Source organism: Pseudarthrobacter sp. S3 (assembly GCF_050156905.1).
GTDB lineage: Bacteria > Actinomycetota > Actinomycetes > Actinomycetales > Micrococcaceae > Arthrobacter.
Map to the genome: position 1 here is coordinate 24,867 of NZ_CP189583.1, position 22,492 is coordinate 47,358.

At 64.1% G+C, this 22,492-nt stretch carries 24 protein-coding genes; 18 read left to right on the forward strand and 6 right to left on the reverse strand.

Annotation, left to right across the window (positions count from 1 at the left end):
* Nucleotides 1-2: 2 nt before the first annotated feature.
* Nucleotides 3-1,463, reverse strand: a complete 1,461-nt coding sequence (locus tag ACQCSV_RS00140; RefSeq protein ID WP_426938981.1) for a DUF3375 family protein — start codon at nt 1,461-1,463, stop codon at nt 3-5.
* Between the two features lie 316 nt (nt 1,464-1,779).
* On the opposite strand from ACQCSV_RS00140, the gene ACQCSV_RS00145 reads away from it, so the two are divergent.
* The 3 genes from ACQCSV_RS00145 to ACQCSV_RS00155 all read left to right on the forward strand — a co-directional run bounded on the left by ACQCSV_RS00145 (nt 1,780) and on the right by ACQCSV_RS00155 (nt 5,058).
* On the forward strand, nt 1,780-2,079 hold the full coding sequence (locus ACQCSV_RS00145) for a hypothetical protein (protein ID WP_354162345.1): 300 nt from the start codon (nt 1,780-1,782) through the stop codon (nt 2,077-2,079).
* 63 nt (nt 2,080-2,142) lie between these two features.
* Nucleotides 2,143-4,173, forward strand: a complete 2,031-nt coding sequence (locus ACQCSV_RS00150; RefSeq protein WP_354162348.1) for an acyl-CoA dehydrogenase family protein — start codon at nt 2,143-2,145, stop codon at nt 4,171-4,173.
* Nucleotides 4,174-4,224: 51 nt separating this feature from the next.
* Nucleotides 4,225-5,058, forward strand: coding sequence for a hypothetical protein (locus tag ACQCSV_RS00155; protein ID WP_354162351.1), 834 nt, complete (start codon nt 4,225-4,227; stop codon nt 5,056-5,058).
* A gap of 85 nt (nt 5,059-5,143) precedes the next feature.
* Here ACQCSV_RS00155 and ACQCSV_RS00160 read toward each other — a convergent pair whose 3' ends face one another.
* The gene (locus tag ACQCSV_RS00160; RefSeq protein WP_354162354.1) at nt 5,144-5,545 is read right to left on the reverse strand and encodes a YchJ family protein; all 402 of its coding nucleotides are present in this window, start codon (nt 5,543-5,545) and stop codon (nt 5,144-5,146) included.
* Between the two features lie 230 nt (nt 5,546-5,775).
* Here ACQCSV_RS00160 and ACQCSV_RS00165 point away from each other — a divergent pair, with 230 nt between their 5' ends.
* Both ACQCSV_RS00165 and ACQCSV_RS00170 read left to right on the forward strand, forming a co-directional pair.
* Nucleotides 5,776-6,540 carry a hypothetical protein gene (locus ACQCSV_RS00165; protein ID WP_354162357.1) on the forward strand — a complete coding sequence of 255 codons (765 nt, stop codon included), beginning with the start codon at nt 5,776-5,778 and terminating at the stop codon, nt 6,538-6,540.
* Between the two features lie 91 nt (nt 6,541-6,631).
* Complete coding sequence (locus ACQCSV_RS00170) at nt 6,632-7,636, forward strand: aldo/keto reductase family protein (protein WP_354156305.1); 1,005 nt, start codon at nt 6,632-6,634, stop codon at nt 7,634-7,636.
* Between the two features lie 212 nt (nt 7,637-7,848).
* On the opposite strand, the gene ACQCSV_RS00175 is transcribed toward ACQCSV_RS00170, so the two are convergent.
* Nucleotides 7,849-8,655, reverse strand: a complete 807-nt coding sequence (locus ACQCSV_RS00175) for a cytochrome c oxidase assembly protein (RefSeq protein ID WP_354165120.1) — start codon at nt 8,653-8,655, stop codon at nt 7,849-7,851.
* A gap of 81 nt (nt 8,656-8,736) precedes the next feature.
* Between ACQCSV_RS00175 and ACQCSV_RS00180 the strand changes: the two genes are divergently transcribed.
* The 5 genes from ACQCSV_RS00180 to ACQCSV_RS00200 are packed head-to-tail and all read left to right on the forward strand — an operon-like array spanning nt 8,737 to nt 12,319.
* Complete coding sequence (locus ACQCSV_RS00180; RefSeq protein WP_354162368.1) at nt 8,737-9,507, forward strand: phosphatase PAP2 family protein; 771 nt, start codon at nt 8,737-8,739, stop codon at nt 9,505-9,507.
* Between the two features lie 25 nt (nt 9,508-9,532).
* On the forward strand, nt 9,533-10,231 hold the full coding sequence (locus ACQCSV_RS00185) for a VTT domain-containing protein (protein WP_354165123.1): 699 nt from the start codon (nt 9,533-9,535) through the stop codon (nt 10,229-10,231).
* A 4-nt stretch (nt 10,232-10,235) separates the two neighbouring features.
* A complete protein-coding gene (locus ACQCSV_RS00190) occupies nt 10,236-10,904 on the forward strand; it encodes a response regulator transcription factor (protein WP_354165126.1) in 669 nt (222 codons plus the stop codon).
* Nucleotides 10,897-11,895, forward strand: a complete 999-nt coding sequence (locus ACQCSV_RS00195) for a sensor histidine kinase (RefSeq protein ID WP_282331677.1) — start codon at nt 10,897-10,899, stop codon at nt 11,893-11,895. Before ACQCSV_RS00190 ends, ACQCSV_RS00195 begins: the two co-directional genes overlap by 8 nt.
* A gap of 43 nt (nt 11,896-11,938) precedes the next feature.
* Complete coding sequence (locus ACQCSV_RS00200; RefSeq protein ID WP_164204101.1) at nt 11,939-12,319, forward strand: RNA-binding S4 domain-containing protein; 381 nt, start codon at nt 11,939-11,941, stop codon at nt 12,317-12,319.
* A gap of 1 nt (nt 12,320) precedes the next feature.
* Here the strand turns inward: ACQCSV_RS00200 and ACQCSV_RS00205 are convergent, their stop codons facing one another.
* The gene (locus tag ACQCSV_RS00205) at nt 12,321-12,827 is read right to left on the reverse strand and encodes a hypothetical protein (RefSeq protein WP_354162559.1); all 507 of its coding nucleotides are present in this window, start codon (nt 12,825-12,827) and stop codon (nt 12,321-12,323) included.
* 118 nt (nt 12,828-12,945) lie between these two features.
* Between ACQCSV_RS00205 and ACQCSV_RS00210 the strand changes: the two genes are divergently transcribed.
* A complete protein-coding gene (locus tag ACQCSV_RS00210) occupies nt 12,946-13,563 on the forward strand; it encodes a uracil-DNA glycosylase (RefSeq protein ID WP_056342023.1) in 618 nt (205 codons plus the stop codon).
* 32 nt (nt 13,564-13,595) lie between these two features.
* Here ACQCSV_RS00210 and ACQCSV_RS00215 read toward each other — a convergent pair whose 3' ends face one another.
* Together ACQCSV_RS00215 and ACQCSV_RS00220 are read right to left on the reverse strand one after the other, a co-directional pair.
* Nucleotides 13,596-14,840 (reverse strand): HipA domain-containing protein, encoded by a 1,245-nt coding sequence (locus tag ACQCSV_RS00215; protein ID WP_354165134.1) that lies wholly within the window; start codon nt 14,838-14,840, stop codon nt 13,596-13,598.
* Entirely contained in the window at nt 14,837-15,112 is a 276-nt protein-coding gene (locus tag ACQCSV_RS00220; RefSeq protein WP_354165137.1) for a helix-turn-helix transcriptional regulator, read from the reverse strand. Before ACQCSV_RS00220 ends, ACQCSV_RS00215 begins: the two co-directional genes overlap by 4 nt.
* A gap of 261 nt (nt 15,113-15,373) precedes the next feature.
* Between ACQCSV_RS00220 and ACQCSV_RS00225 the strand changes: the two genes are divergently transcribed.
* The 7 genes from ACQCSV_RS00225 (at nt 15,374) to ACQCSV_RS00255 (ending at nt 22,411) form a co-directional block, all read left to right on the forward strand.
* Nucleotides 15,374-16,459: a thermonuclease family protein gene (locus ACQCSV_RS00225; RefSeq protein WP_354162547.1), complete on the forward strand. Its 1,086-nt coding sequence runs from the start codon at nt 15,374-15,376 to the stop codon at nt 16,457-16,459.
* 131 nt (nt 16,460-16,590) lie between these two features.
* Nucleotides 16,591-18,090, forward strand: a complete 1,500-nt coding sequence (locus tag ACQCSV_RS00230) for a class I SAM-dependent DNA methyltransferase (RefSeq protein WP_354162544.1) — start codon at nt 16,591-16,593, stop codon at nt 18,088-18,090.
* Entirely contained in the window at nt 18,083-19,219 is a 1,137-nt protein-coding gene (locus tag ACQCSV_RS00235; protein ID WP_426938982.1) for a restriction endonuclease subunit S, read from the forward strand. Before ACQCSV_RS00230 ends, ACQCSV_RS00235 begins: the two co-directional genes overlap by 8 nt.
* Nucleotides 19,219-20,157 carry a restriction endonuclease gene (locus ACQCSV_RS00240; protein ID WP_354162538.1) on the forward strand — a complete coding sequence of 313 codons (939 nt, stop codon included), beginning with the start codon at nt 19,219-19,221 and terminating at the stop codon, nt 20,155-20,157. Before ACQCSV_RS00235 ends, ACQCSV_RS00240 begins: the two co-directional genes overlap by 1 nt.
* Before the next feature lie 184 nt (nt 20,158-20,341).
* Nucleotides 20,342-20,611, forward strand: a complete 270-nt coding sequence (locus tag ACQCSV_RS00245) for a hypothetical protein (RefSeq protein ID WP_354162535.1) — start codon at nt 20,342-20,344, stop codon at nt 20,609-20,611.
* Nucleotides 20,612-20,625: 14 nt separating this feature from the next.
* The gene (locus tag ACQCSV_RS00250) at nt 20,626-21,690 is read left to right on the forward strand and encodes a helix-turn-helix domain-containing protein (RefSeq protein WP_354162533.1); all 1,065 of its coding nucleotides are present in this window, start codon (nt 20,626-20,628) and stop codon (nt 21,688-21,690) included.
* A 250-nt stretch (nt 21,691-21,940) separates the two neighbouring features.
* Nucleotides 21,941-22,411 carry a hypothetical protein gene (locus tag ACQCSV_RS00255; protein ID WP_354162531.1) on the forward strand — a complete coding sequence of 157 codons (471 nt, stop codon included), beginning with the start codon at nt 21,941-21,943 and terminating at the stop codon, nt 22,409-22,411.
* Nucleotides 22,412-22,492: the final 81 nt, after the last annotated feature.

Below are 22,492 nucleotides of genomic sequence, written 5' to 3' on the forward strand. Positions count from 1 at the left end.
CGTCAATCCTTCTTGAGGGTGACCACCGGCAGGTACGCCGTGCGGGTGGTGCCGTCGATCTGTTCGTAGTCCAGGCCATCCCAGCCGTCGCGGTCAAAGGCCGCGCCTTCCTGGAGGGCGTGCGAGAGGAGTGCGCGGATGGAGTTGATGTGCTGTTCCTCCGGCGGGAGCTGTCGCCAGGCCTCGGCCAGGGTGGACGCGCCGGCCACGGCGGCCCGGATGGCGTCGGGGCGCGCCTTGCCCGTTCTCGGCGAGCGCACGCGGTCGGAGTCGCTGAAGGCGATGGGGTCCGCCAGCTTGGGCGGCACGGCGAACTCGTCCGGGTCGTACAGCTTGACCATGGCCAGCGATTCGAACCCGGCGTTGAACAGCACCGGACCTCGGACCAGGCCCGGCCGTTCGCGTTCATACGGCAGGGACCTGATGGCCTGCTCGGCTTCGCGCAGCACCTTGCGGAGACGGACGGACTGGCGGAAGTCGTCGCTCTGTACGTATGTGTTCAGGCTTTCGCTTAGCTTGCCGTAGATCCGCTGGATCTGGCTGTGCTGGTGGCGGAGCTCGGCCACCAGGTTCTTGAGCGTCTCGCGGTCCTCCGGCGAAAGGTCGTCAGCGAACTGCCGGCTGAGGACTTCGCCGATGGCCGAACGGAACCGGACCTGCTGCTGCGGGTCTTCCAGGAACGCGGTGAAGGAGCGGAAGGTCCTGCCCTCGGGGCTCTGCCGCAGCCGTTTGTCCGCCTCGAGCACCTGCGCCATGGTGGCACCCTTGCTCAGCGACTCCTCGATGATCTGGTTGCGCAGCTCGCCCACCAGTTCCTCGATACGGTCACGCATCTTTTTGTAGTCGGCGGGCAGGCTGGCGGCGAGGTCCAGGATGTTCCCGGCGGCTTCCACTGCTTCGTCGTCGTCCAGCAGGCCGTCAAAGTCGCCGGAGCTGATGTCCTGGATCAGCTGCTGGCGTTCCCCGATCTCGTCCGCGAGGGATTCCAGCCGGGCACTCTGGTCCGGGTTGGTCTCATTGGCCAGCTTCTCCACGTCGCCCAGGAGCGTTCCCAGCCGGGAACCGTTCAGCGTGGAACGCTCGCTGGAGAGGCTGTCCAGGAAGGCGAGTACGCGGGCAGCCGGCTCGGTGACCTCGTAAACGATCTGCCCCGATTGGTTGCGGCGGGTCAGGAACTGCTTGCGCGTCCACTCGTCCGCGTAGTTCCTGCCGGACGACGCGCCGATGGCGGCACCACCCGGCCCGGGCTCCTGGCGCCGGAGCTGCTCCAGGAAGGAGTCGACGTCGGCGTGGAACTCCTCGAGCGGAAGCTGCGGACGTGTACGGGTAAAGGATGCCTGCAGCACCGCGATCACCCAGGGCGCCGAGCGTGTCAGGGCCCAGGCAGGTCCCTTGGTAAGGAGTTCGAGGTCCCGGAGCCGGGCACTGATCGCGTCAGCGGATGACCTGGCGGAGCGGGGCACGCGCTCTCCTTCAGCTGCTGGGGGATGGTTGGGCAGCGCGGATCGCGAAAACTGCCAACTACAAGGTTAACGCAGACCCACCACGAGCAACGCGGGGTCACATAACGCCCATCACAGGGGTCAACACGGGCGCGAAGTGACCCCGCGTTGGTTGGGAACGGGGCCTCCGCGACCGCTCCGTGACCTACGGCCCGGTAGCATTGCGATCCCGTATCAACCCGCTCCCGAGGTGCGCCGGGTCTGGCTGAGTCCTGCGGCAACCCCCTACGCTCATGCTACTGATCTCAAACGAAGCAACGGCGCAGCAGGGGGAACAATGCAGTTCGACTTAAGTGCAGTGGAGACGGCCACCATGGTGTTCATCGGAACCCTGGTGTTTGCCCTGGTCCTGGTGGGTTTCGTCCTGACAGCAGGCTTCCTGGCCCTGGTCATGGTTGGCGTGGGCAAGCTCGCCTGGTTCCTCGCCTCCACGACGCTGCTGACGGTGGTCCACGGGATCAACAGCGGCTGGGACAGGGTGGTCCACCACGCCTCCACCGGATCCCCGGGGGACTTCCAGGGCCAGCCATCCCCTAGCACTGGAAGCTACCCGCGGGTAATGTTGAGAGACAGCTGAAGGGTTCTCCAACCCGGCGGATCCATGGCTTGAACCGACCATCCCGGGCAGAGGAGATACCCCATGAGCTCCGCCACTGACAGTCCCGCCACGAACCCGCCCGCCACCCATATTCCGGCCACCGACGCCCCGGACGCCGAAGTCCCCGTCGCAACCGCCAATATCGGGTCCGGAGCCACCGCGGCGGATGCCCGCGCCCTTGCTGAAGCCTCCCGCGAGCTCGACTGGGACCGGCCCAGCTTCGCCAAAGGACTCTACCTGGGGAATTTCGACCTCAGCCTCATCCACCCCTGGCCGAAAGCGAACGCCGATGACGTGGAACGCGGTGAGGCCTTCATGGAGCGCCTCACCGCGTACGCCCGCACCATGTCCGGGCGCGTGATCGAACGCGAGGCCCGGATCCCGGACGAGTACCTCCAGGGCCTGGCGGGCCTGGGCGTCTTTGGCATGAAAATCCCGCAGGAGTACGGCGGACTCGGCTTGTCCCTGGTCTACTACGGTCGGGCCCTGGCGCTGCTCGGCAGTGTCCACCCCAGCATCGGCGCCCTGATCTCCGCGCATCAGTCCATCGGTGTCCCCGAGCCCGTGAAGGTCTTCGGCACGCCGGACCAGAAACGCGAGTACCTGCCGCGCTGCGCCGCCGGGGCCATCACCGCGTTCCTCCTGACCGAACCGGACGTTGGCAGCGATCCCGCCCGGATGGGCAGCACCGCCGTTCCCACGGACGACGGCGGGAGTTACGTTCTGGACGGCGTGAAACTTTGGACCACCAACGGTGTGATCGCCGAGCTGGTGGTGGTGATGGCCGTGGTGCCGGCCCACACCGATTCGGACGGCACAGAACATAAGGGCGGCATCAGCGCCTTTGTGGTGGAAATGGACTCCCCCGGCATCACCGTGGAGAACCGCAACACGTTTATGGGGCTGCGCGGGATCGAAAACGGCGTCACCCGCTTCCACCAGGTGCGGGTGCCCGCGGCAAACAGGCTGGGCCGCGAGGGCCAGGGCCTGAAGATCGCCCTCACCACGCTGAACACGGGGCGGCTTTCCCTGCCGGCGCTGTGCGTCGCGTCCGGCCGCTGGAGCCTGAAGATCGCCCGGGAATGGTCCAACGCCCGCACCCAGTGGGGCCAGCCGGTGGGCAAACATGAGGCCGTGGGCAAGAAGATCGCCTTCATCGCCGCGTCCGCCTTCGCCCTGGACGCCGTCTTCGAACTGTCCGCGGAACTCGCCGACGCCGGACAGAAGGACGTGCGGATCGAAGCGGCCTTGGCCAAGCTGTGGTCCTCCGAGATCAGCTGCCGGATTGCCGATGAACTGGTCCAGATCCGCGGCGGCCGTGGCTTCGAGACGGCGGACTCCTTGGAAGCCAGGGGCGAACGCGCGGTTCCAGCCGAGCAGCAGCTGCGCGACCTCCGGATCAACCGGATCTTTGAGGGCTCCTCGGAGATCATGAAGCTCCTAGTTGCCCGCGAGGCCGTGGACGCGCACCTTGCCGCGGCCGGCGATCTCGCGTCCGTGGACGCGAGCCTGCAGGACAAGGCGAGGGCCGCCGTCGGGGCTTCAGGTTTCTACGCCAGATGGCTACCCAAACTCGTGGCCGGCGCCGGAATGGACCCCCGGTCATACAGTGACTTCGGCAGGCTGGCCAAGCATCTGCGCTTTGTGGAACGGTCCTCGCGACGGCTGGCCCGGCAGACGTTCTACGGCATGGGCCGCTGGCAGGCGAAGCTGGAATACAAGCAGGCGTTCCTGGGCCGCGTTGTGGACATCGGCGCCGAGCTGTTCGCCATGGCCGCCTGCTGTTCACGGGCCGAGATGATCCTTCGAACCACGCCGGAGAATGCCGCCACTGCCTACGAACTCGCTGAGGCCTACTGTGGGCAGGCCCGGGTCCGCATCGACGAGTACTTTGACCAGCTGTGGCGCAACACGGACGACGGCGACCACATCCTCTCGCGCAAGGTCCTGGCCGGGGATTACACCTGGCTTGAGGCGGGAGTCCTGGATCCGTCGGAAGGCACCGGTCCGTGGATCGCCGATGCCACGCCGGGTGCGTCAACCAAGGAAAACCTGCACCGGAAGTACCGCTAGCAACTCATAAGCATCCTTGTTATCGCTGGTCACCAGTGGTTGAGTTGACGCATGAGCAAGCAAACGGACCCAGAGGACAGATTTCCGCCGACGACGCGGAACGAGAATCTACGGAATGAGACGGCTCGTGACCAAGCCTTCGCCGGTGGTGAGCCCACGCGCGCCTTCGATCAGTCGCCGGCGCCCTATGCCGAGCCGGACTACGCCGAGCCGGACTACGCCGAGCAGGGCTATGCCCCGGCAGCCCAAGCGCCGGTGGCCGACTCTTCAGTGCTGGATCCCCGCCTGACTGATCCGCGCGTGACCGATCAGCAGACGGCCGTAGCCAGGGAAAAGGAACAGTTCGGCGGCATCAAGGTGGGCTCGGCCTTTTTTGGCTGGCTCGCAGCCACCGGCATGGCTGTCCTGCTCACAGCCTTTGTGGGCGCAGCCGGAACGGCCGTAGGCCTGGCGAACAACACCGACGTAAACGACGCCGCTAACCAGGTAACGACGAACGGCACCGTCGGGCTGGTGGGCATCATCGTCCTGCTGGCGATCCTGTTCGTCTCCTATTACTCCGGCGGCTACGTTGCCGGCCGGATGGCCCGGTTTAACGGCGCCCGGCAGGGTTTTATGGTGTGGATCTGGGCGCTGATTGCCGCGGTTGTGATTGCTCTGCTGGGCATCATCGCGGGCCAGCAGTTCAATGTCCTGGCCAACCTGAACAGCTTCCCGCGAATCCCCATCAACGAAGGCGAACTGACCCTCACCAGCATCATTGCCGCCGTCGTGGTGGCCCTGGTCGCGCTCGTCGGTGCCGTGCTCGGCGGCCTGGCGGGCATGCACTTCCACCGCAAGGTGGACCGGGCCGGCTTTACCCCGGACGAAACGTACAGCGGCTGAACGTACCGCGGCTGAGCCTGAGGAGGCCGACCGCGCGCGGGTGGCGGGCATAGGGCATTTTCCCTGGCGAGACGCAACAGGGCAGTCAGGCGAGCCTCACGGCTTCGACGTAGTACCAGCGGCGGTTTTGCCGGACAAAACGGCTGGTTTCGTGGTGGACTCCACGTTCGCCGTCTTGCCGGTAGTGAGCTTTGAACTCCACGGTTCCCTCAGTGTCCAACGGTCCGCCGCGGCTTGTGGACAGGATGTCCAGGCGGCGCCACTCCATGGCCGGGTCCAGCACCAGGTCCGAAGGCGCAGTATCCGGGTGCCATGTTTTTCGGAGGTATTCGGTGTCCAGCAGGACAAACGCGCTGTAGCGGGAGCGCATCAGCTGCTCTGCCGTGGCCGCGTCGGCCCCGCCACCATGGAACCGCCCGCAGCACTCCGCGTAAGCCTCTCCGGACAGGCAAACGCACGGGCCGGCGTTAATCGGATTCTCGGGCATGGCGCTCCTGTCTCGGTTGGCCGGACCGCTTTCCGGCGGCCTGGTGGATCCCTTTCGACTATAGGGCGCAGCCGGGGGTGTCATATCCGGTAACAGCTTCGAAACAACCTCGGACGAACCCGGCCCGGAGCCCGCCGGACAGAAAAATAGTCCGTAAGGTGGTAGGGGGCTGTTGCCCGTGGTGATGAGTGCCGGGACGGACTCCGCCGCCGGCAGAGAGGAGAGATGACATGGGAGATTCAACGACGATCGCTCTCAACCTGACTTTTTTCGGCACGCTCGGCCTGGCGTTCCTGATGTTCCTGGGCCTGTTCCTGCTGGTTGTCATCACCTTGCTGCTTGCCGGCGTCGGGCGGCTGTTAGTCCTGACCGCGATGGCCTTTTTCGACCGGCTCCCGAAAAACGAAACCCTCCCCCTGGTCCGGCTGACCGGCGAGCCCGGGCCACCGTCGGACGCCCCTCCTGCAACGCACGACGACGGCGCTGCCGTGGCCGTAGTGAGCACACCACGCGAGTGGCGCAAGGCCCTGCGGAACGGCCGCAATTTGCTGAAACCCTCCGAACTTCGGCCCCGCTTCCACCATGCGGTGGCGCAGCACCCGATGCTTACCGCGGCCCGCAAGGAGCCGCCGGTTCTCGCCGAGGACTGGGCCGCGGCGGTGGCCGAGGCGGATGCCCGGGCCATGGCGCGCGCCCGTGCGGCCGCCCCCGAAATCAGGATCTCGGTGCGTGATCTTCCCGGTCCCTCCGTTCCCGCAGAGAAGGTGGAGGCGGTGGCTCCGCTGGTGGAGTCGGCGCTGCATCAGGACAACCCAGGACCCGAGAACGCCAACCGCGACAACCTCACCCGTGAGACCGCCGCCACTGGGGCCGCCCGCTCGTTCACGAAGCCGCCCGTCCCCGTACCGTTGTCCCTGCTGGATACCGGATCGCTGGTGTCGCTGTCCGGGCACGCGAAGGTCCTCAAGACCAAACTGCCTGCCGACCGACGCTAGGACCGCGTTGCGCCAAGGCGTCACGAACCGTCACTGCTCACAGTCCGGAAAGCCCTTACCCTGAGCAACTATCTCGGCTAACGTGGAAACCATGGAATTCAGGTACCTCGGAAACAGCGGCTTCAAAGTCTCTGAAATCACATTCGGCAACTGGCTGACGCACGGCTCACAGGTGGAGAACGACGTCGCCACCCAGTGCGTGCGGGCCGCGCTCGACGCCGGCATCAGCACCTTCGACACGGCGGACGTCTACGCCAACACTGCGGCGGAAACCGTCCTCGGCGAGGCGTTGAAGGGCGAACGCCGGGAGTCCCTGGAGATCTTCACCAAGGTCTACGGCCCTACCGGCCCCAAGGGCAAGAACGATCTTGGCCTGTCCCGCAAGCACATCATGGAGTCCATCAACGGCTCGCTCAGCAGGCTGCAGACGGACTACGTGGACCTCTACCAGGCCCACCGGTACGACTTCGAGACGCCGCTGGAAGAAACCATGCAGGCGTTCGCGGACATCGTGCGGCAGGGCAAAGCGTTGTACATCGGCGTCAGCGAGTGGACGGCGGAGCAGCTCCGCGCCGGCCACGCACTGTCCAAGGAACTGGGCTTCCAGCTGATCTCCAACCAGCCGCAGTACAACATGCTGTGGCGCGTCATCGAGGCGGAGGTGGTGCCGGCATCCGAAGAGCTGGGTGTCTCCCAGATTGTCTGGTCCCCGATGGGGCAGGGCGTGCTGAGCGGCAAATACCTGCCCGGCCAGCCTGCACCCGCGGGCAGCCGTGCCACGGATGACAAGGGCGGCGCCCGGATGATCGAGCGCTGGATGCGCGATGACGTGCTCGCCGGTGTCCAGGACCTCAAGCCGATCGCCGCGGAAGCTGGGCTCACCATGCCGCAGCTCGCGGTGGCCTGGGTCCTGCAGAACCCGAACGTTGCCTCCGCCATTGTGGGCGCGTCCCGCCCTGAGCAGCTCGCGGACACTGTGGCCGCGGCTGGCGTGACACTGGAGCCGGAGACCATGAAGAAGATCGACGACGCCATCGGCTCGCTCGCCGAACGCGATCCGGCGCACACCAAGTCCCCCGCCACCCGCGAAGCCTAGGAGCGCCTCTCCCCCGGAACTCGCCGTCACCGGGTCCACCAGCTGGCTGGGCGGCCAGGTGGCCCGGCTGCTAGCCGACGCGGGCAGCGCGCAGCGGTTTCTGGTGCGCGACGCCGGCCGCGCGCCGGAGCTCGACGGCGCCGTTCCGGCCGTCACCAGTTACGCGGACGCTGCACAGGCACGGGCCGCCCTGGCCGGGGTGCATACCCTGTTCATGGTCTCCGCCGGCCTGCACTATGCGGGTCGCTTGAGCTCAGCCTCGTCGCCCTCAAACGGGACCCCGCCATCACGGTCCCCTGGAGACCGCCGTGGAGGTTGTTTTCACCGGCACGGACGCGGGGATGCAAGGCGGTGTCCGGTAGCAGTGCGCACGCAGCCTGACCATTCGTGAGACGCTGCTGCCCGACGTCGTGCTTGCCTACGAAATGAACGGCGCCGATGGGAAGCACCATCAGCAGGCCCAGCAACGGAACGCCAACCGTCAGCAGCGCCCCCGCCACCGGATCCGTTCTCAGGGTGAAAAAGAACGGCGTGAGGAACGTCGCAAAAAGGGCCAGGCCCAGCAGCGGGGCGGCCAGCGAATTGCTGAAGAAGCGCACCACCCGGTGGGACAGCACGGTGTTCAACCGTACGAGGCCCGCGGTGCGAAGCGCTGCACGGGCCAGGGAGATGGGTTTCCCCAGCCCTATCAGCAGCGGCACCACAAAGAGCAGCAAGGAGATCTTCAGCGTGAACGCCCACCGCAGGTCAGCGCTGTACACACCAGGGAAGCCGCAGGTAAGGACCGTCAGGGATCCCAGACCCAGCAGGTAGAACGCAGCACTCCGCCACCACGGCCAACGGCGGCCATTGCACGTGGCCGTCCGGACGCCGAGCCCGTACAGCACACCGGCGGAAACAATGAGGATCAGGGCGGCCCAGTCGACCCGCCAGGCGCCTAAGACAACTTCGAAGGGGGCACAGGCAAAGGATAAGGGATGTTCCTTGGAAAACGCCGGACGATCCAGGACGGGCTTCATTCTTAAGGATTCCTTAAGCGCCCTGGACCAGACTGGTCCTGAAGCGGCCAGCCGGCCGCAGAGAGCGAGCCGGAGTATTTGATGCCTGACAACGTCCACAGCCAAAGTTTGCCCCCTGCCCGTACAGACATCGTCCGCGATGCCCGAATCGGCGCCGGAACGCGGCTCCTTGCCCTGCCGCGGCCCCGGTTGTGGGCCTTGTGGGGGATCGTCCTGGCGGCCGCGGTCGTGGTCCTTGGCATCACCGTTGCCGACGTTCCGGGTATCAGCACTGACGAACTAGGTGTGGACCAGAACCTCAGCCAGCATCACGTTGCCCTGCTGACCGGCCTGGCCATGGCCCTGAACCTGCTGTTTGGTCCTGTGGCCGGGGTTCTGCTGATCGCCGTCGTCGCACTGTTCCTGCTCTTGGTGCGCCGCAGTCCCGTCAATGCTGTGGCGTTTGGCTTGGTGGCGGTGTCCGGCTGGGCGGCGAGCGAATTCTTCAAGGTCCTTGTGGCCAGGCAGCGCCCGGATTCCACGTTGCTGTTCGATCCGCTGGCACCGGAAAACGGTGCGGACAGCTTTCCGAGCGGTCACGTCACTTTCGCCGTGACTCTTGCCTTCGCCGTGTATTTCCTGGCCCGCGGGACGCGCTGGGCAAAGCCTGCGGCCGTTGCGGGCGTGGTTGTGGTGGCCGTCGTGGCGTGGTCGCGGCTGTACATCGGCGTCCATTACCCGTCCGACGTCGTCGGGTCGGTCCTGGCGGGCACCGCGGCTGTGCTCCTCCTGAGCGGGTGCTGGAACTGGCTGGCGCCCCGGGTGTGGCAGCGGGTGCCGGTGAACGCGGTCACGCGTCCATTCCTGCCCTAAGACTCTCAGCCCGCAGAAAGGCATCATGCAGACATTTCATGCACTGGCCGCGGTAGCCGCCGCCTCACCACTAGATCCCGCGGGGCTCCTGGAGGGCCTGGGGCCGGCCGCCCTGGCGGTCATCGCCGGGATGGTCTTCATCGAATCCGGAGTCCTGTTCCCGTTCCTGCCCGGGGACTCGCTCCTGTTCACGGCGGGCCTGCTTCATCAGCAACTGAACCTCACGCTCCCGCTCCTGATCGGCATCGTGTCCGTGGCGGCGGTGGCAGGCGACCAAGTGGGCTATTTTCTGGGCCGGAAGTTCGGCCGCCGGTGGTTCAAGGAAGACGCCCGAATCCTGAAGACCTCGCACCTGACCCGGACCGAGGAGTTCTTCCGCCGGCACGGCGGTGGCGCGGTGGTAATGGCCCGCTTTGTGCCGATTGTGCGCACGTACGCCCCGCTGGCGGCGGGAATCGCCCACTACACCTACCGGAAGTTCACGCTCTGGAACATCGTGGGTGCGGTGGCGTGGTCGGCTTCCGTGATTCTGCTGGGGTCCTGGCTCGGGCACTTCGACATCATCGCCAACAACATCGACCTCATCGCCGTGGCCATGGTCCTGGTCTCCGTCATCCCGTGGGGCGTTGAGTACCTCAAGCGCCGGAAGAACAAGGGCACCGCCAAGGAATCCGCCGAAGAATCCGAGGAACGGCCCGTGGAAGCGCTGGCCACGGAAGAATAGACCCATGACACCAGATGCCCGGCCGTCCCTGCTTCTGGTTGAGGACGATCCCGTCCTTGGCCCGCTGATTGCCGAGCTGCTGGAAGACGACTATCGGATCAGCCTGGTGGCGGACGGAAGGCTTGGCCTGGGCGCCGCCCTCGGGGAGCCCTGGGATGTCCTGGTGGTCGACCGCGGCCTGCCCGGCATGGACGGCATCGCCCTGATCAGCGCCTTGCGGGCGAAAGGGATTTCCACGCCGGTGCTGATCCTCACGGCGCTGGGTGCAACGGATGAGAAGGTCCGCGGCCTCGATGCAGGGGCCAATGACTACATGACCAAACCGTTCGACGCCGGCGAGCTGGGTGCGCGACTGCGCGCACTGACCCGCAGCTACACCCAGCCCACGGTGAGTATCGGCGACTGGGAACTGAACGCCGTCGGCCGTTCCGTGCGGTCCGTATACGGGCCGCTGGTGACGCTGACCGCGAGGGAGTGCGAGTTGTTGGCGGCCCTCGCCACGGAGCCGGACCGTATCTTCAGCCGGGATGAACTCATCAGTGCCGTGTTTCCCTCCACCGACCAGCCGAGCGTGATCGATACCTATGTCCACCACCTGCGCCGCAAGATTTCCCGGAACGTGATCCGCACTGTCCACGGCGTTGGCTACCAGATCGGGGACGGCCATGAATGAACGACGCCGGGCCGCGGCAGACCCGGACCAGGCTACGCTCCGCAAGGCCTCACTAAGGATTGCCGTACGCATCAGCGCGGCGTGCGCCGTGCTGGTCCTCTGCCTGCTCGCGGGGGCTGCGATCTACCTGACCAACCAGCTGTCCCACCCGGAACTGCCCGGCACGTCCAGCCAGGCCGCCGATTTTGCGTACCTTGACTACAAGGACCTGCTCAAAGCCCTGATCATCGCCGGCGCGGCGGGGATCGTCCTTGCCGGAGTGATCGGCTGGTTCAGTGCCCGCAGCGCCATCGAACCGCTGGGCGCCGCGATGGCCCTGCAACGCCGGTTCGTCCAGGATGCCAGCCACGAACTGCGCACGCCGCTGGCCATCCTGGACGCGCGGATCCAGCTCGCCCAGCGGGACACTCCTCCGGAGTCAAAGCCGGGGCAGGCGCTGGCACGGATCCGGCAGGACACCTCAGCCCTGACGGCAATTGTCAACGAACTGCTGTTGGCCGCAACGGGAGACACTGCAGAAACCCCGGGGGAACCCATTGATGTGGCGGGGGTGGTGGAGTCCGTGGCCGAGAGCGTCCGGACCATCGCTGACGGCCAGGATGTCAGCGTAGCTGTCACGGCGGACGCGCATCCGCTGGCGAGGATCGACGAAAGCAGTTTGCGCCGCGCCATTCTGGCCCTGGCTGACAACGCGCTGGCGCACACACCGGCAGGGGGGACCATCACCCTCGCCGCGGCAGCGAGCCAGCGCAGCGCGGTGATCACGGTGACGGATACGGGAAGCGGGATCTCCGGCGTCGAGCGTGACAGGATCTTCGAGCGCTTCGTCAGGACACCGCGTCCGGACGGAACCAGGGCGCAACGCAGCTTCGGCATCGGGTTGGCGCTGGTCCGCGATGTGGCCACCGCCGCCGGCGGAACGGTGGAGATCGCCGGCACGGGCCCGGGCGGGACCACCATGCGGATCACGCTGCCGCTGGCCACGCCCTGAACTGCCGGTCCGGACGTCCCACGCCGTATACTCGGTGCCAGCCATGACCAGCCTTCCTGCCTCCCCCGCCAGCGTCCGCCTTGATGCGTGGCTGTGGGCCATCCGCGCCTACAAGACCCGCTCCGCCGCCACAGCCGCGTGCCGGGCCGGGCATGTGCGGCTCAACGGCAGCCCCGCGAAAGCTTCGGCCACACTCGTTACCGGCGAGACCGTGACGATCCGCATGTCAGGTTTCGAACGCATCCTCGAAGTCCGCCGTTTGATTGCCAAACGGGTGGGGGCCGAGGCGGCGTCGCACTGCTTCACGGATCACACCCCGCCCCGTCCGGTGGCACCGGCGTTGGGACTGCCGCAGCGGGACCGCGGCGCAGGACGGCCGACCAAGAAGGACCGGCGGGAGATGGAACGGCTTAAGGGCTCTTAGCTCAGTTCTTAAGCTTGGCCTGCACGAGATTCGCGAACGGCAGCCGGCCATGGTCCGCAACAAAAGCTGCGTGATACGCGGCCTCGGCGTGGTTGACGTCTTCGGCGGGCACCTCTTTCCACGCCATGATGAGTTCATCCGTGTGGGTCAGCTGCCAAATGAGCCGGCCGTCCCAATGGCCCGGCGGCCTGCCCCGCCCAAAATCCAGGAACTCCTTGATCTGGTTCCGGAGGCCGCGGTTGCCCTTGCTTCCTGGCCCGGCTTTGCCAACGTAGAGAATGTCCGCACCGTCCACCCATTCCGCCAGAATGGCTGCCGCAGGCAGGGTGGGATTCTTTTTCTTGAAGGTCCCGGCGGTGCTGATCTTGAGGAAGTGCGGCTCGAACTCATTCGGCCGAAGAACGGCGAACACCCCGGTGCCCTGCGGAATCCTTATGATCTCAAGGCTGTCGAAGGCCCGGAAGCCGGCAAAGCCGTCGGACTTGAGCGTTTTCCTGTTCATCATCATGACGTTACCCGGACCGGCGCCGGTCCGAGGCAAACTTGCACTGCGCACCTCTACGTCCAAAAGCGTAGAGTGGGTTCAGACGCCTGTTTCTGGACGCCGTGCTGCTGAGGGAGAGATCGTGACGATTGACTGGGACGAAAAAAAGGCCCTGCTACAGGAACCAAACATCGCGGCGGTAACGCAGCTCTGCGATGAACTGATGGAAAAGAAGCCAGGGTCCGTCGTCCCCTACATCGACCCCGTGCATGACGAGGACGAATGCCGGATCGTCAGCCTGCACGTCAGTCCGGGCAAGGGCACCGAATCGGGGTTCGTCTCCCATTTCAATGACGACGAAGCAGCCCGCCGCGCCACCCAGATTTACGAACTTGCCGAGCTTGATCCGCGCTATGTGATGCCGTGGAATGCGTACCCCTGGGTGCGGGATCCGGAGCTTCCGTCAGCGCTGAACGTCCAGGAGAAGACTGACGGCCTGCGGCCCTTCCGGCAGTTCCTCAAGATCAACCGCCGGGTCTCCGCAGTCATCGCACACGGCACGGACGCCTCCACGTTCCTCACCCTCTTTGAAAAGACCTACCATTCTTCGCTGAAGAACAGCGGCATCAAGATCTACAAGGCCAGCGCGCTCGGCGGGCGGGCCTTTGCTGTTTCCGAAGCAAAGCAGGAGGATCTCCTCGCCAAGAGCGTGGACGTCTACAAGGACGCCATGCAGCGGGCAGGCATCCAGCACCTTTAGCCACGCACGACGGCGGCCGTCACCGCGGTGCCTCAGCCTTCCAGTAAGCGCCTGCGGTGCTTGAGCTCCTTCACCCACGCCCTGGTGACCATGTCAGGGAACGGCGGGCCGCCGCCGTCGTTCTTCTCCGGCCCAGCGAGCCTCGCGAACGCTGTGCCGGCCTCCAGATCGGTGATCAACGGCCCTGACGCTTTCAGGGCTAGCTCCAGCACCTGGGCAGCCGTGCGGTCTGTGAGTCCCAGGTCCGCGGCCCAGCCCAGAAAATGCCGCCGCGAGATCCCGTTCCGCTTCCCGTTCAGGGTCAGCGCAAGGGTCTTATCCCCGTAGACCACTGTGGAGGGAATGTCGTAGACCGGGGCGATGGTCCACTCCCCGTGCGGCTGCTGGACCATCGAAACGTTCTTGGCGTGCAGGTCTCCGTTGCCGCTCAGCCACGCAAACGCCCCCTGGATGGCAAGGTTCCGGAGGGCCGGGAGCGGTGCCGAGCAGTAATCGGCGAGTGCATGGCAAACCTGCCCATAAGCCACGTTGTACTTGTCCGCCGGGTAAAGCTTCAGGACCTGGGCCCCGTCCTCCACCGCCAGCCGCCGGACGTCGTCGGGGCCGCCACCGGAGACGGGCACCCGGTCGAAGCGTTCTACCAGAAGCCCGGGCCTGCCCGCGATATCCCGGATCAGCCGGACCCTGCTCAGCGGAATCCGCAGCCTGGCCGCGTAGCGGAACATGACCAGCTCGTTCTCCACTACATGCGGGAATTCGGGAGCGTTGAGTTTAAGGATGAACCGCCTGCCGGCGCTGGCCACGGGGAGCGAGATCATGCCGGCAGACAGCTTGTCCTGCACCCCTGCCAGCGCCACGGGGTCGATCAGGTCCGGGTCGCCGAGCAACTTTTCGAAGTCAACCGGCAGTTTGGGATCCAGCTGGACAGCGTGCTCGTCCGGATCCAGCGCCTCGCCGTGGCCTACGATCTGGACGTCGCCCACCGGGTTACCGCCGGCCGCGATCAGCAGGGACAGGTCGTCGTCGGCGCTGGTCTTGATGGACCGCCGCAGCGCGTTGAGCCGGCGGCCTTCCGGCAGGAGGCCGGTGAAATAGGGAGGCGCCGCCCCCGCCGCTGAATCGACGGGTGCCCCGGTGAGCGGCAGGGAACTGGCGACGGCGGGTCCCCCGGATGCGAGGTACGCCGGCAGGTAGCTGAACCGGGTGCCGCCGTCGTGGCGTTCGAGCCGCGCGGCGAGCACCCCGGCCTTGTAGATGTCGGCGATGCGGTGCTTCATGGCCGTGATTCGTGGACGTCGACGGGGGAGTCCGCCGGGCCCGCGAGCGCGCGGGCCCGGCGGCTGGTCCTGGTGGTGAGCTGGAGTTCCAGGCCCAGGGATTCCAGCACCGCGGTCAGCGAATCCAGCTGCACGCTGGGCTTGCCCTGCTCAACGAACCTGACGAACCGTTCCGAGACCCCCGCCATGTCCGCTAGATCGCGCTGGGTGAGGCCCAGTTGTCCGCGGCGAAAGCGCACCTCGGCGGGGAGCCGGTCGGTCAAGGGTTCCATCGGCTCCTCCACCATAGGTACGATCGTGCCGTTTTTAGCGGCTGGCACGATTCTACGCCTGACGCACACTCCTGACCAGCGCGTAATCGGCACGAACGTACCGCTATATGTGGGCGGCAACCTTCACCTTGCAAAGATCTTGATCCCTTATTTACCAATTCTTGCCGGGAAACGTCCAGCATTATCGGAGGAAACTTTCAGGTTCAACCAAGGTTGCGGTATCTTCGCGAGATGATCGCCCGTTTTAGAAAAGAGCTTTGAATGAAGAAACTACTCGTTGCCTCCGTGGCCGCGGCCGCGTTGGTGGCAGGGTCCATGGTCGTCGCCTTTGCTGCAAATGCGGACGCCGGTACGGTGGTCCGGGTTATTGATGGTGACACGCTGGTGGTATCCATCAACAACGGTGACCACACGATTCGACTGCTTAATATAGACACTCCGGAAACGAAGGACCCCGACCAGCCTGTGGAGTGCCTCGGTCCGCAGGCCACGGAATACCTCGAGGGGCTGCTGCCGAAAGGCACCAAGGTTAAGCTTGAATTCGATAAGGAACGGCACGACCAATACGGCCGGACCCTCGCCGGAGTATTCGCCCCGGACGGCTCCCTGGTGAATGCCGAGATCGCGCGGGAAGGGCTGGGAATCCCTGTGCAATACGGCGAAAACCGCAAATTCCTGCCGCCGGTCGAAGCGGCCTACGCGGAAGCCCGGTCGGCCAAGAGTGGCCTGTTTTCCGAGCAGGTCGACTGCGCGGTACCTGCCCAGGTTGCGAAGACAACCAAGGCGCTTGAAACCGCAACTGCAGCGGAGCCAACAACCACGTCAGCTGCTGCAGGCGTAGCGGTGGCGGCACTTGCGACCGAACTGGCGGCGGCAAAGGCACTCAGGACTGTTCTTGCTGCCAGCAAGGATGCCCAAAGGGCGATCTATTGGGCAGGCCTGACGGCCACTGTCACCGCGGCATACCTTTCGACGCTGGACAACAAGGTCGCGGCTGCTGAGAAGAAGCGGGACGAAACGAAGGCCCTGCAGGGCACCCTCGCCGCGGCAGAGAAGAAGGCACACGAGGACCGCCTGGCCGCTGAAGCGCAGGCCGCAGCAGAAAAGAAGGCCGCAGAGGAACGTGCGGCGGCTGAAAAGAAGGCGGCTGACGAGGCAGTCGCAGCGGAAGCCGCCCGTCAGGCCGAGGCCGAGCGCCTACGAAGGTTGCCGGCACCCGCACCCTATGTCACGCCGGCACCCCAACCGTACATCCCGCCTGCTCCTGCCCCTTATGTACCACCGGCTACCAAGTACACGGGTCCGCGTTGCTACGCACCGGGCGGGAAGAGCTGGAGTCCCTGCTGACCCAGGCCGATAGCGGGCACCCGAAGGCTTCGGTTGCCGTATTCGAGTGCCCGCCGTCCCACAGGGTTTCTGCTGCAGCCACTAGGCCGCCTTGGGAGAAGCCAGCCACTCAGGGCACTAAACTCACTGTGGTGATCACAGGTGAAATCAAGTCCCAAGTAGACAAAGTCTGGAATACGTTCTGGAGCGGCGGTATCTCGAACCCGCTGGAAGTCATCGAACAGATCACATACCTGCTCTTTCTAAAGCGGCTCGACGAGAACCACACCCGTGAGGAGAAGCGGGCCAACCTCCTGGGCCAGCCGCTGCAGAACGCCGTTTTCCCGGCTGGTCTGGATCCGATGGGCCGTCCCTACTCCGACCTTCGCTGGTCCAGGTTTAAGGACTTCTCTCAGAGCGAGATGTTCACGGTTTTCTCGCAGAGCATCTTCCCGTTCCTGCGCAACGAGCTGCCCAAGCTCGCCAACGGCGAGGATTCCACATACAGCCACCACATGAAGGATGCGCAGTTCAAGATCCCGAACGCGGGCGTGCTGAAGCAGGTCGTGGACATCGTGGACAGCATCAACATGGACGGGCGCGACACCAAGGGCGATCTCTACGAGTACATGCTCTCGAAACTCGCGTCGGCGGGCACCAACGGACAGTTCCGCACTCCTCGCCACATCATCGACCTCATGGTGGCCATGGTCGACCCGAAACCGCTTGAGGCCATCTGCGATCCGGCATCGGGCACCTGCGGATTCCTGGTCCAGGCCGGCGAGCATCTCCGTGCACGAAACAAGAGTCTGCTTACCAACGCCGAAACTAACAAGTTCTTCCACAATGAGCAGTTCCACGGCTTCGACTTCGACAACACCATGCTCCGCATCGGATCCATGAACATGCTGCTGCACGGCGTGGAGAACCCGGACATCTCCTACCGGGATTCACTGGCGGATCTCCACGCCGAGGAAGAGGAGAAGTACCACGTCATCCTCGCCAACCCGCCGTTCGCCGGCAGCCTGGACTACGACAACGTGGCGAAGGACCTCCTGAGCGTCGTCAAGACGAAGAAGACCGAGCTCCTCTTCTTGGCGCTCTTCATCAAGCTGCTCAAGCCAGGCGGCCGCGCGGCAGTGATCGTCCCGGACGGCGTGCTCTTCGGATCCACCAATGCCCACAAGCAGCTGCGGAAAATGCTCGTCGAAGGCCATAAGCTCGACGCCGTCGTGAAGCTCCCCTCCGGCGTCTTCAAGCCATACGCCGGGGTGTCCACGGCCATACTGTTCTTCACCAAGACCAACTCGGGTGGCACCGACAACGTCTGGTTCTACGACGTAAAGTCCGACGGCTTCAGCCTCGACGACAAACGCACACCGCTCGGAACTTCCGACCTCGCCGATGTCCTGACTCGCTGGAATGACCGCACGACGGCGGAGCTTGAGCGGGCGCGGACGGACCAGTCGTTCTGTGTGCCGCTTTCTGAGATTGCTGCCAACGACTATGACCTGTCCCTGAACCGGTACAAGGAGATTGAGTACGAAGAGGTCGATCACGCCGCGCCGGCGGAGATTCTCGCGGCATTGGCTGAGCTCGAAGGCGAGATCGCGCGAGGTACCGCTGAGCTGAAAGAACTCCTCGGTGGTTGAGCCTGTCGAAACCCAACTGGGCGACGTTTGCTGCATCATAATGGGGCAGGCGCCTCCGGGAGACACCTACTCTGCGACCGAGGGGTTGCCGTTGATTGCTGGGGCGGGGGACTTTGCGAACGGGCTACTGTCACCCAAGAAGTTCACGAGCAAACCAACCAAGTTGTCTGAAGTTCACGACATCGTGATCAGCATTCGCGCTTCAATCGGCGACAAGGTCTGGGCCGACGGCGAATACTGTCTTGGCCGTGGAGTAGCCGCGCTCCGCCCCGGTGCATTGTTGGATCGAGGCTACCTCTGGCACTGGCTTGACCACGCGGAACCGGCCCTGCGATCGAAAGCCAAGGGGGCAACCTTTCTTCAGGTCAACCGTGGAGATATTTCGACAATGCCGATTTCGCTACCATCCATTAACGACCAGCGGCGGATCGCGGCGATCCTGGATAAGGCCGACGGGCTCCGCACCAAGCGCCGCCAAGCCCTCGCCCACCTTGACACCCTGACTCAGTCGATCTTCCACTCCATGTTCGGCGGCATCTCTGCAACAACAACACTTGGTGAACTCTGCCGGAATAGGTTCAGAAACGGCGTCTCCCCATCGACTCGAGGATCCGTACAGCAAAAGGTGCTGACACTCAGCGCTGTCACCGGCTCCTCGTTTGACGGGACCGCCGTGAAATCGTCTACTTTTGATAAGCCGCTCCCAGACAGCAATCGCGTTTCCAGCGGCCTCCTCCTGATTTGCCGCGGCAACGGTAACCGTGCGCTCGTCGGCAAAGGTTACTTCCCCCGCGCCGACATCGCAGACGTAGGATTCCCCGACACCGTGATCGCGGCGGAACCCAATATGGAAGTTGTAGAACCATTCTTTCTTGAGGTGGCTTGGGGACTTCCTGAGGTTCGTGCGCAGCTTGAAGCTGCCGCCAAGACGACCAACGGAACGTTCAAGATCAACCAGACCAGCCTGACAGAAATCCAGCTCCCGCTTCCCTCGCTGGAACTCCAGCAGACCTTCGCTACCCGTATCGCCGCCGTCGAGCGCTTGAAAGAAAACCACCGCAAGCACCTCACCGAACTGGATACCCTCTTCGCCTCACTCCAGCACCGCGCATTCAAGGGAGAACTCTGATGTCCGATTCTCAGCCCGAATCCTCGTCTACGGAAGTTCCGATCTGGCCGGCACTCATTGTCCCTGTCCTCAAGGCCCTCAGCGACGGCAAGACCATTCACCGCAAGGACCTGTTCCACCACGCAGCCGACGTGGCCGGCCTCCCGGAATCGGCGCGTCAAGAGACGCTCAACTCGGGCGGCCTCCGCTACGAACAGCGGACGGGTTGGGTACTTAGCCATTTGACCAGGGCGAACTGGATTGACCGTCCAACGAAGGGCCACTATTGCATTACCGATGACGGCAGGCAATGGCTCCGGGAAAATCCAAACGGAATCAACTACAGCCAAGCGAATGCCATTTTTGCTCAGTTCTGGCCCAAGGCAGACCACTCCACGGCAACCGAGCAACCGGCGACGACGGGGATGGCACTTGCCGAAGAGGTGGAACCCGTCGAACAAATTGAGGATGGCATCAACCGCATTCACGACGAGGTCGGCGCGTCTCTGTTGAAGCGACTCCGTGAAGGCCACCCCGACTTTTTCGAAGACGCCGTGGTGAAGTTGCTGCTCAAGATGGGCTACGGCGGGGCCGAGCAGCGCGGCCGCCGCATCGGCGGCTCAGGCGACGGTGGCGTTGACGGCGTCATTGACCAGGATGCATTGGGCCTGGACCGGATTTACGTGCAGGCCAAGCGGTACGCGGACGGCAACAACGTAGGCCGCGAAACCATTCAGGCATTTGTCGGCGCACTGCACGGCGTCGGGGCATCGCGGGGAGTCTTCATAACCACCAGCTCCTTCACTGCCAACGCCCGTCAGTACGCCGAGAATGTCCCGTCCCGGATCATCCTCATTGACGCATCGAGGATGGTCAGTCTCATGATCAAGTACCGTGTCGGCGTGCAGGTCAAGCAGAGCTACGACGTGGTGGAGTTGGACGAGGACTTCTTCGAGTAAGAGTGCTCTCCGCCGAGATCGACCAGTTAGCGGCATGAACACGGGATTCGCTGGACAGGGGGACCAGGAATGAGCAGTGGCCGGCAATATTTTCGAACTGACCCTGTCAGTCAAAAGCTGTACACTGTAACCAGATCGGTTACACCGCATGGACATTAGTTACTCGAGCAGCAAACTCGAAAAAGTGCTCACTTCCGATCGTGAGCTGAAGAAGAAGTACAACGTGCAGTGGATTCCAAAAATCAAGATGCGACTCAAGGAACTTGAGATCGCAGACAGTCTTGAAGAACTACGTGATGGGCCAGGCCACTGGCACCCCCTGACCGGCAACCTGGCTCCGATGTGGGCCGGCGAGGTCTCGGGCAACTTCAGAATGCTCATCTCGCCAGGCACTGATGGTGTCGCAGCCGAAGTAACCGCCGTCACCGTCGAGAAAATTGGCGACTACCACTAGGAACTGAGGAAACCATGACCACCAAGACTGACTACACTGTCCACCCTGGCTCCTTCCTCGGGGAGTGGCTGGACGACAACAACAAGACACAGCAGGAACTCGGCGACGCCGCTGGGCTGAGTCGCAAGCACATTAATGAGCTGCTGAGCGGAGCCGCCACACTCTCCCCCGAAGTCGCCGCCAAGCTCTCGCTGGTGACGGGTTACTCCATGAAGTTCTGGCTCAACGCAGAGGCAGTATTCCGGGCGGATGTCGCGCGGCTGAAACTGGAGGAACAACTGGCGCCGCACGCCAAGGAACTACCCCCGACAGTTACGTCGTTTCTGCGCAAGCAAGGCTTCATCAAGGGCACCCTGCGGGAACCCGGCCGACTAGTCTGGGAAGTCCTGGCATTTTTTGAAGTTGGCAGCTGGAAGGCGCTCGAGTCGAGATTCGCTGCTCCGGCGGCAGCATTCAGACAGCAGCTTGCGCACGATGTGAGCTGGCCAGCAGTGGCCACGTGGTTGCGTGTCGGAGAGATCGAATCCCGCCGCGAGGCCAGAGAATTTCCACGGTATGACCCTCAGAAGCTAAATAGCCTTGCCCCTGAATTGCCTAGTTTAAGTAGCCTGGACCCCAGCGAATACCGCAAGCTGGTGGGCGAGAAGCTCACGGCCGTCGGCGTCGAAATCTTATACGTCCCGGAGATTCCGGGGTGCCGGGCACACGGAGCAACCAGGTGGGTGGATGGCCGCCCGCGCATTCAACTGTCACTCAGGGGTCGGAACGACTCGCAATATTGGTTCAGCCTAATGCACGAGATCCACCACGTCCTGAACGAGCGCCACGACGACCTCCTACTTCAGGGCCCGGCCGAGTCGAAAGACGATCCCCGGGAAGTTGCTGCCGACGATTATGCCCGGAACAGCATCATTTCCGAGCGCGATGCCGCATGCCTTGGTTCCCTCACGACTCCGTCCGACGCGAAGGCGTTCGCTCGAGAGCTGGGTATCGCACCTGGCCTGGTAGTCGGTCGGCTTCAGCACGACGGGCATTGGACGTATCAGCAAGGCCATCATCTTTTCCGGGATGTCCTATGAGCGCGCCCTTGACCGATCCTCGCCCCTTTTCTGTGCAGCAGGGAGATCCAGCCGTGCTGGTTGCCTGGAAGCACCCAGAAACTCAAAGGAATCGTCTGTTGGGCCGCACTATTTCCACGCCCCGGGATATGAGTTCGACTACTTTCCTGCCGCGGTCCACGCCGACGACTTTCGCCCGATTCCGGGCTTCTCGGATCCAACGAAGACATACACGTCCAAAGTGTTATTTCCTTTGCTCTCCGGACGGATCATGAGCACTTCCCGTCCAGACCGCGAGGAGTGGCTACGCAAGCTGGACCTACGGGCCGACGCGGCACCGTTTGAAGTCCTGGCACATTCGTTCGGCAAGCGTGTTTCCGACACCTATGAGTTCTTCGAAGAGCCATCCGTCGACCTCGTGCGCGGCACCCTGACATTCGTGGTGCCCGTGCACGGGCTCCGGCATATGTCCGAGGCCGCACAGGCACACGTTGACACGTCAGTTTCAAAAGGTCAGCCCCTCCAAACTGTCCCGGAGCCAGGAAACAGCAAAGACCCACGCGCCGTGGGTCTCTGGTCCGAACCTCACAAGGTGGGCTTTGTTCCGTCGCCGGTGCTGGACTATATCGATATGATTGGCGCGCCGGGTACCTTCGCTGCCCGCGTCATTCGTAGGAACCCACGCTCTGACGGAACGCACTTACGTCTCATTCTCGAGCTGGTTTGGACTCAATCCCGCTGATTAGGCGTAACGGTCGGCGGGAAGCTGTGATGTCGCCCGCTCATGGTTGACTGATCCACAGAACATCGTGAAGTAGAAGCG

Coding starts and splice junctions, on each gene's coding strand:
- ACQCSV_RS00145 (WP_354162345.1), top strand. CDS start 1,780: ATGCAGTTCGACTTAAGTGCAGTGGAGACGGCCACCATGGTGTTCATC.
- ACQCSV_RS00150 (WP_354162348.1), top strand. CDS start 2,143: ATGAGCTCCGCCACTGACAGTCCCGCCACGAACCCGCCCGCCACCCAT.
- ACQCSV_RS00155 (WP_354162351.1), top strand. CDS start 4,225: ATGAGCAAGCAAACGGACCCAGAGGACAGATTTCCGCCGACGACGCGG.
- ACQCSV_RS00160 (WP_354162354.1), bottom strand. CDS start 5,545: ATGCCCGAGAATCCGATTAACGCCGGCCCGTGCGTTTGCCTGTCCGGA.
- ACQCSV_RS00165 (WP_354162357.1), top strand. CDS start 5,776: ATGGGAGATTCAACGACGATCGCTCTCAACCTGACTTTTTTCGGCACG.
- ACQCSV_RS00170 (WP_354156305.1), top strand. CDS start 6,632: ATGGAATTCAGGTACCTCGGAAACAGCGGCTTCAAAGTCTCTGAAATC.
- ACQCSV_RS00175 (WP_354165120.1), bottom strand. CDS start 8,655: ATGAAGCCCGTCCTGGATCGTCCGGCGTTTTCCAAGGAACATCCCTTA.
- ACQCSV_RS00180 (WP_354162368.1), top strand. CDS start 8,737: ATGCCTGACAACGTCCACAGCCAAAGTTTGCCCCCTGCCCGTACAGAC.
- ACQCSV_RS00185 (WP_354165123.1), top strand. CDS start 9,533: ATGCAGACATTTCATGCACTGGCCGCGGTAGCCGCCGCCTCACCACTA.
- ACQCSV_RS00190 (WP_354165126.1), top strand. CDS start 10,236: ATGACACCAGATGCCCGGCCGTCCCTGCTTCTGGTTGAGGACGATCCC.
- ACQCSV_RS00195 (WP_282331677.1), top strand. CDS start 10,897: ATGAATGAACGACGCCGGGCCGCGGCAGACCCGGACCAGGCTACGCTC.
- ACQCSV_RS00200 (WP_164204101.1), top strand. CDS start 11,939: ATGACCAGCCTTCCTGCCTCCCCCGCCAGCGTCCGCCTTGATGCGTGG.
- ACQCSV_RS00205 (WP_354162559.1), bottom strand. CDS start 12,827: ATGATGATGAACAGGAAAACGCTCAAGTCCGACGGCTTTGCCGGCTTC.
- ACQCSV_RS00215 (WP_354165134.1), bottom strand. CDS start 14,840: ATGAAGCACCGCATCGCCGACATCTACAAGGCCGGGGTGCTCGCCGCG.
- ACQCSV_RS00220 (WP_354165137.1), bottom strand. CDS start 15,112: ATGGAACCCTTGACCGACCGGCTCCCCGCCGAGGTGCGCTTTCGCCGC.
- ACQCSV_RS00225 (WP_354162547.1), top strand. CDS start 15,374: ATGAAGAAACTACTCGTTGCCTCCGTGGCCGCGGCCGCGTTGGTGGCA.
- ACQCSV_RS00240 (WP_354162538.1), top strand. CDS start 19,219: ATGTCCGATTCTCAGCCCGAATCCTCGTCTACGGAAGTTCCGATCTGG.
- ACQCSV_RS00250 (WP_354162533.1), top strand. CDS start 20,626: ATGACCACCAAGACTGACTACACTGTCCACCCTGGCTCCTTCCTCGGG.
- ACQCSV_RS00255 (WP_354162531.1), top strand. CDS start 21,941: ATGAGCACTTCCCGTCCAGACCGCGAGGAGTGGCTACGCAAGCTGGAC.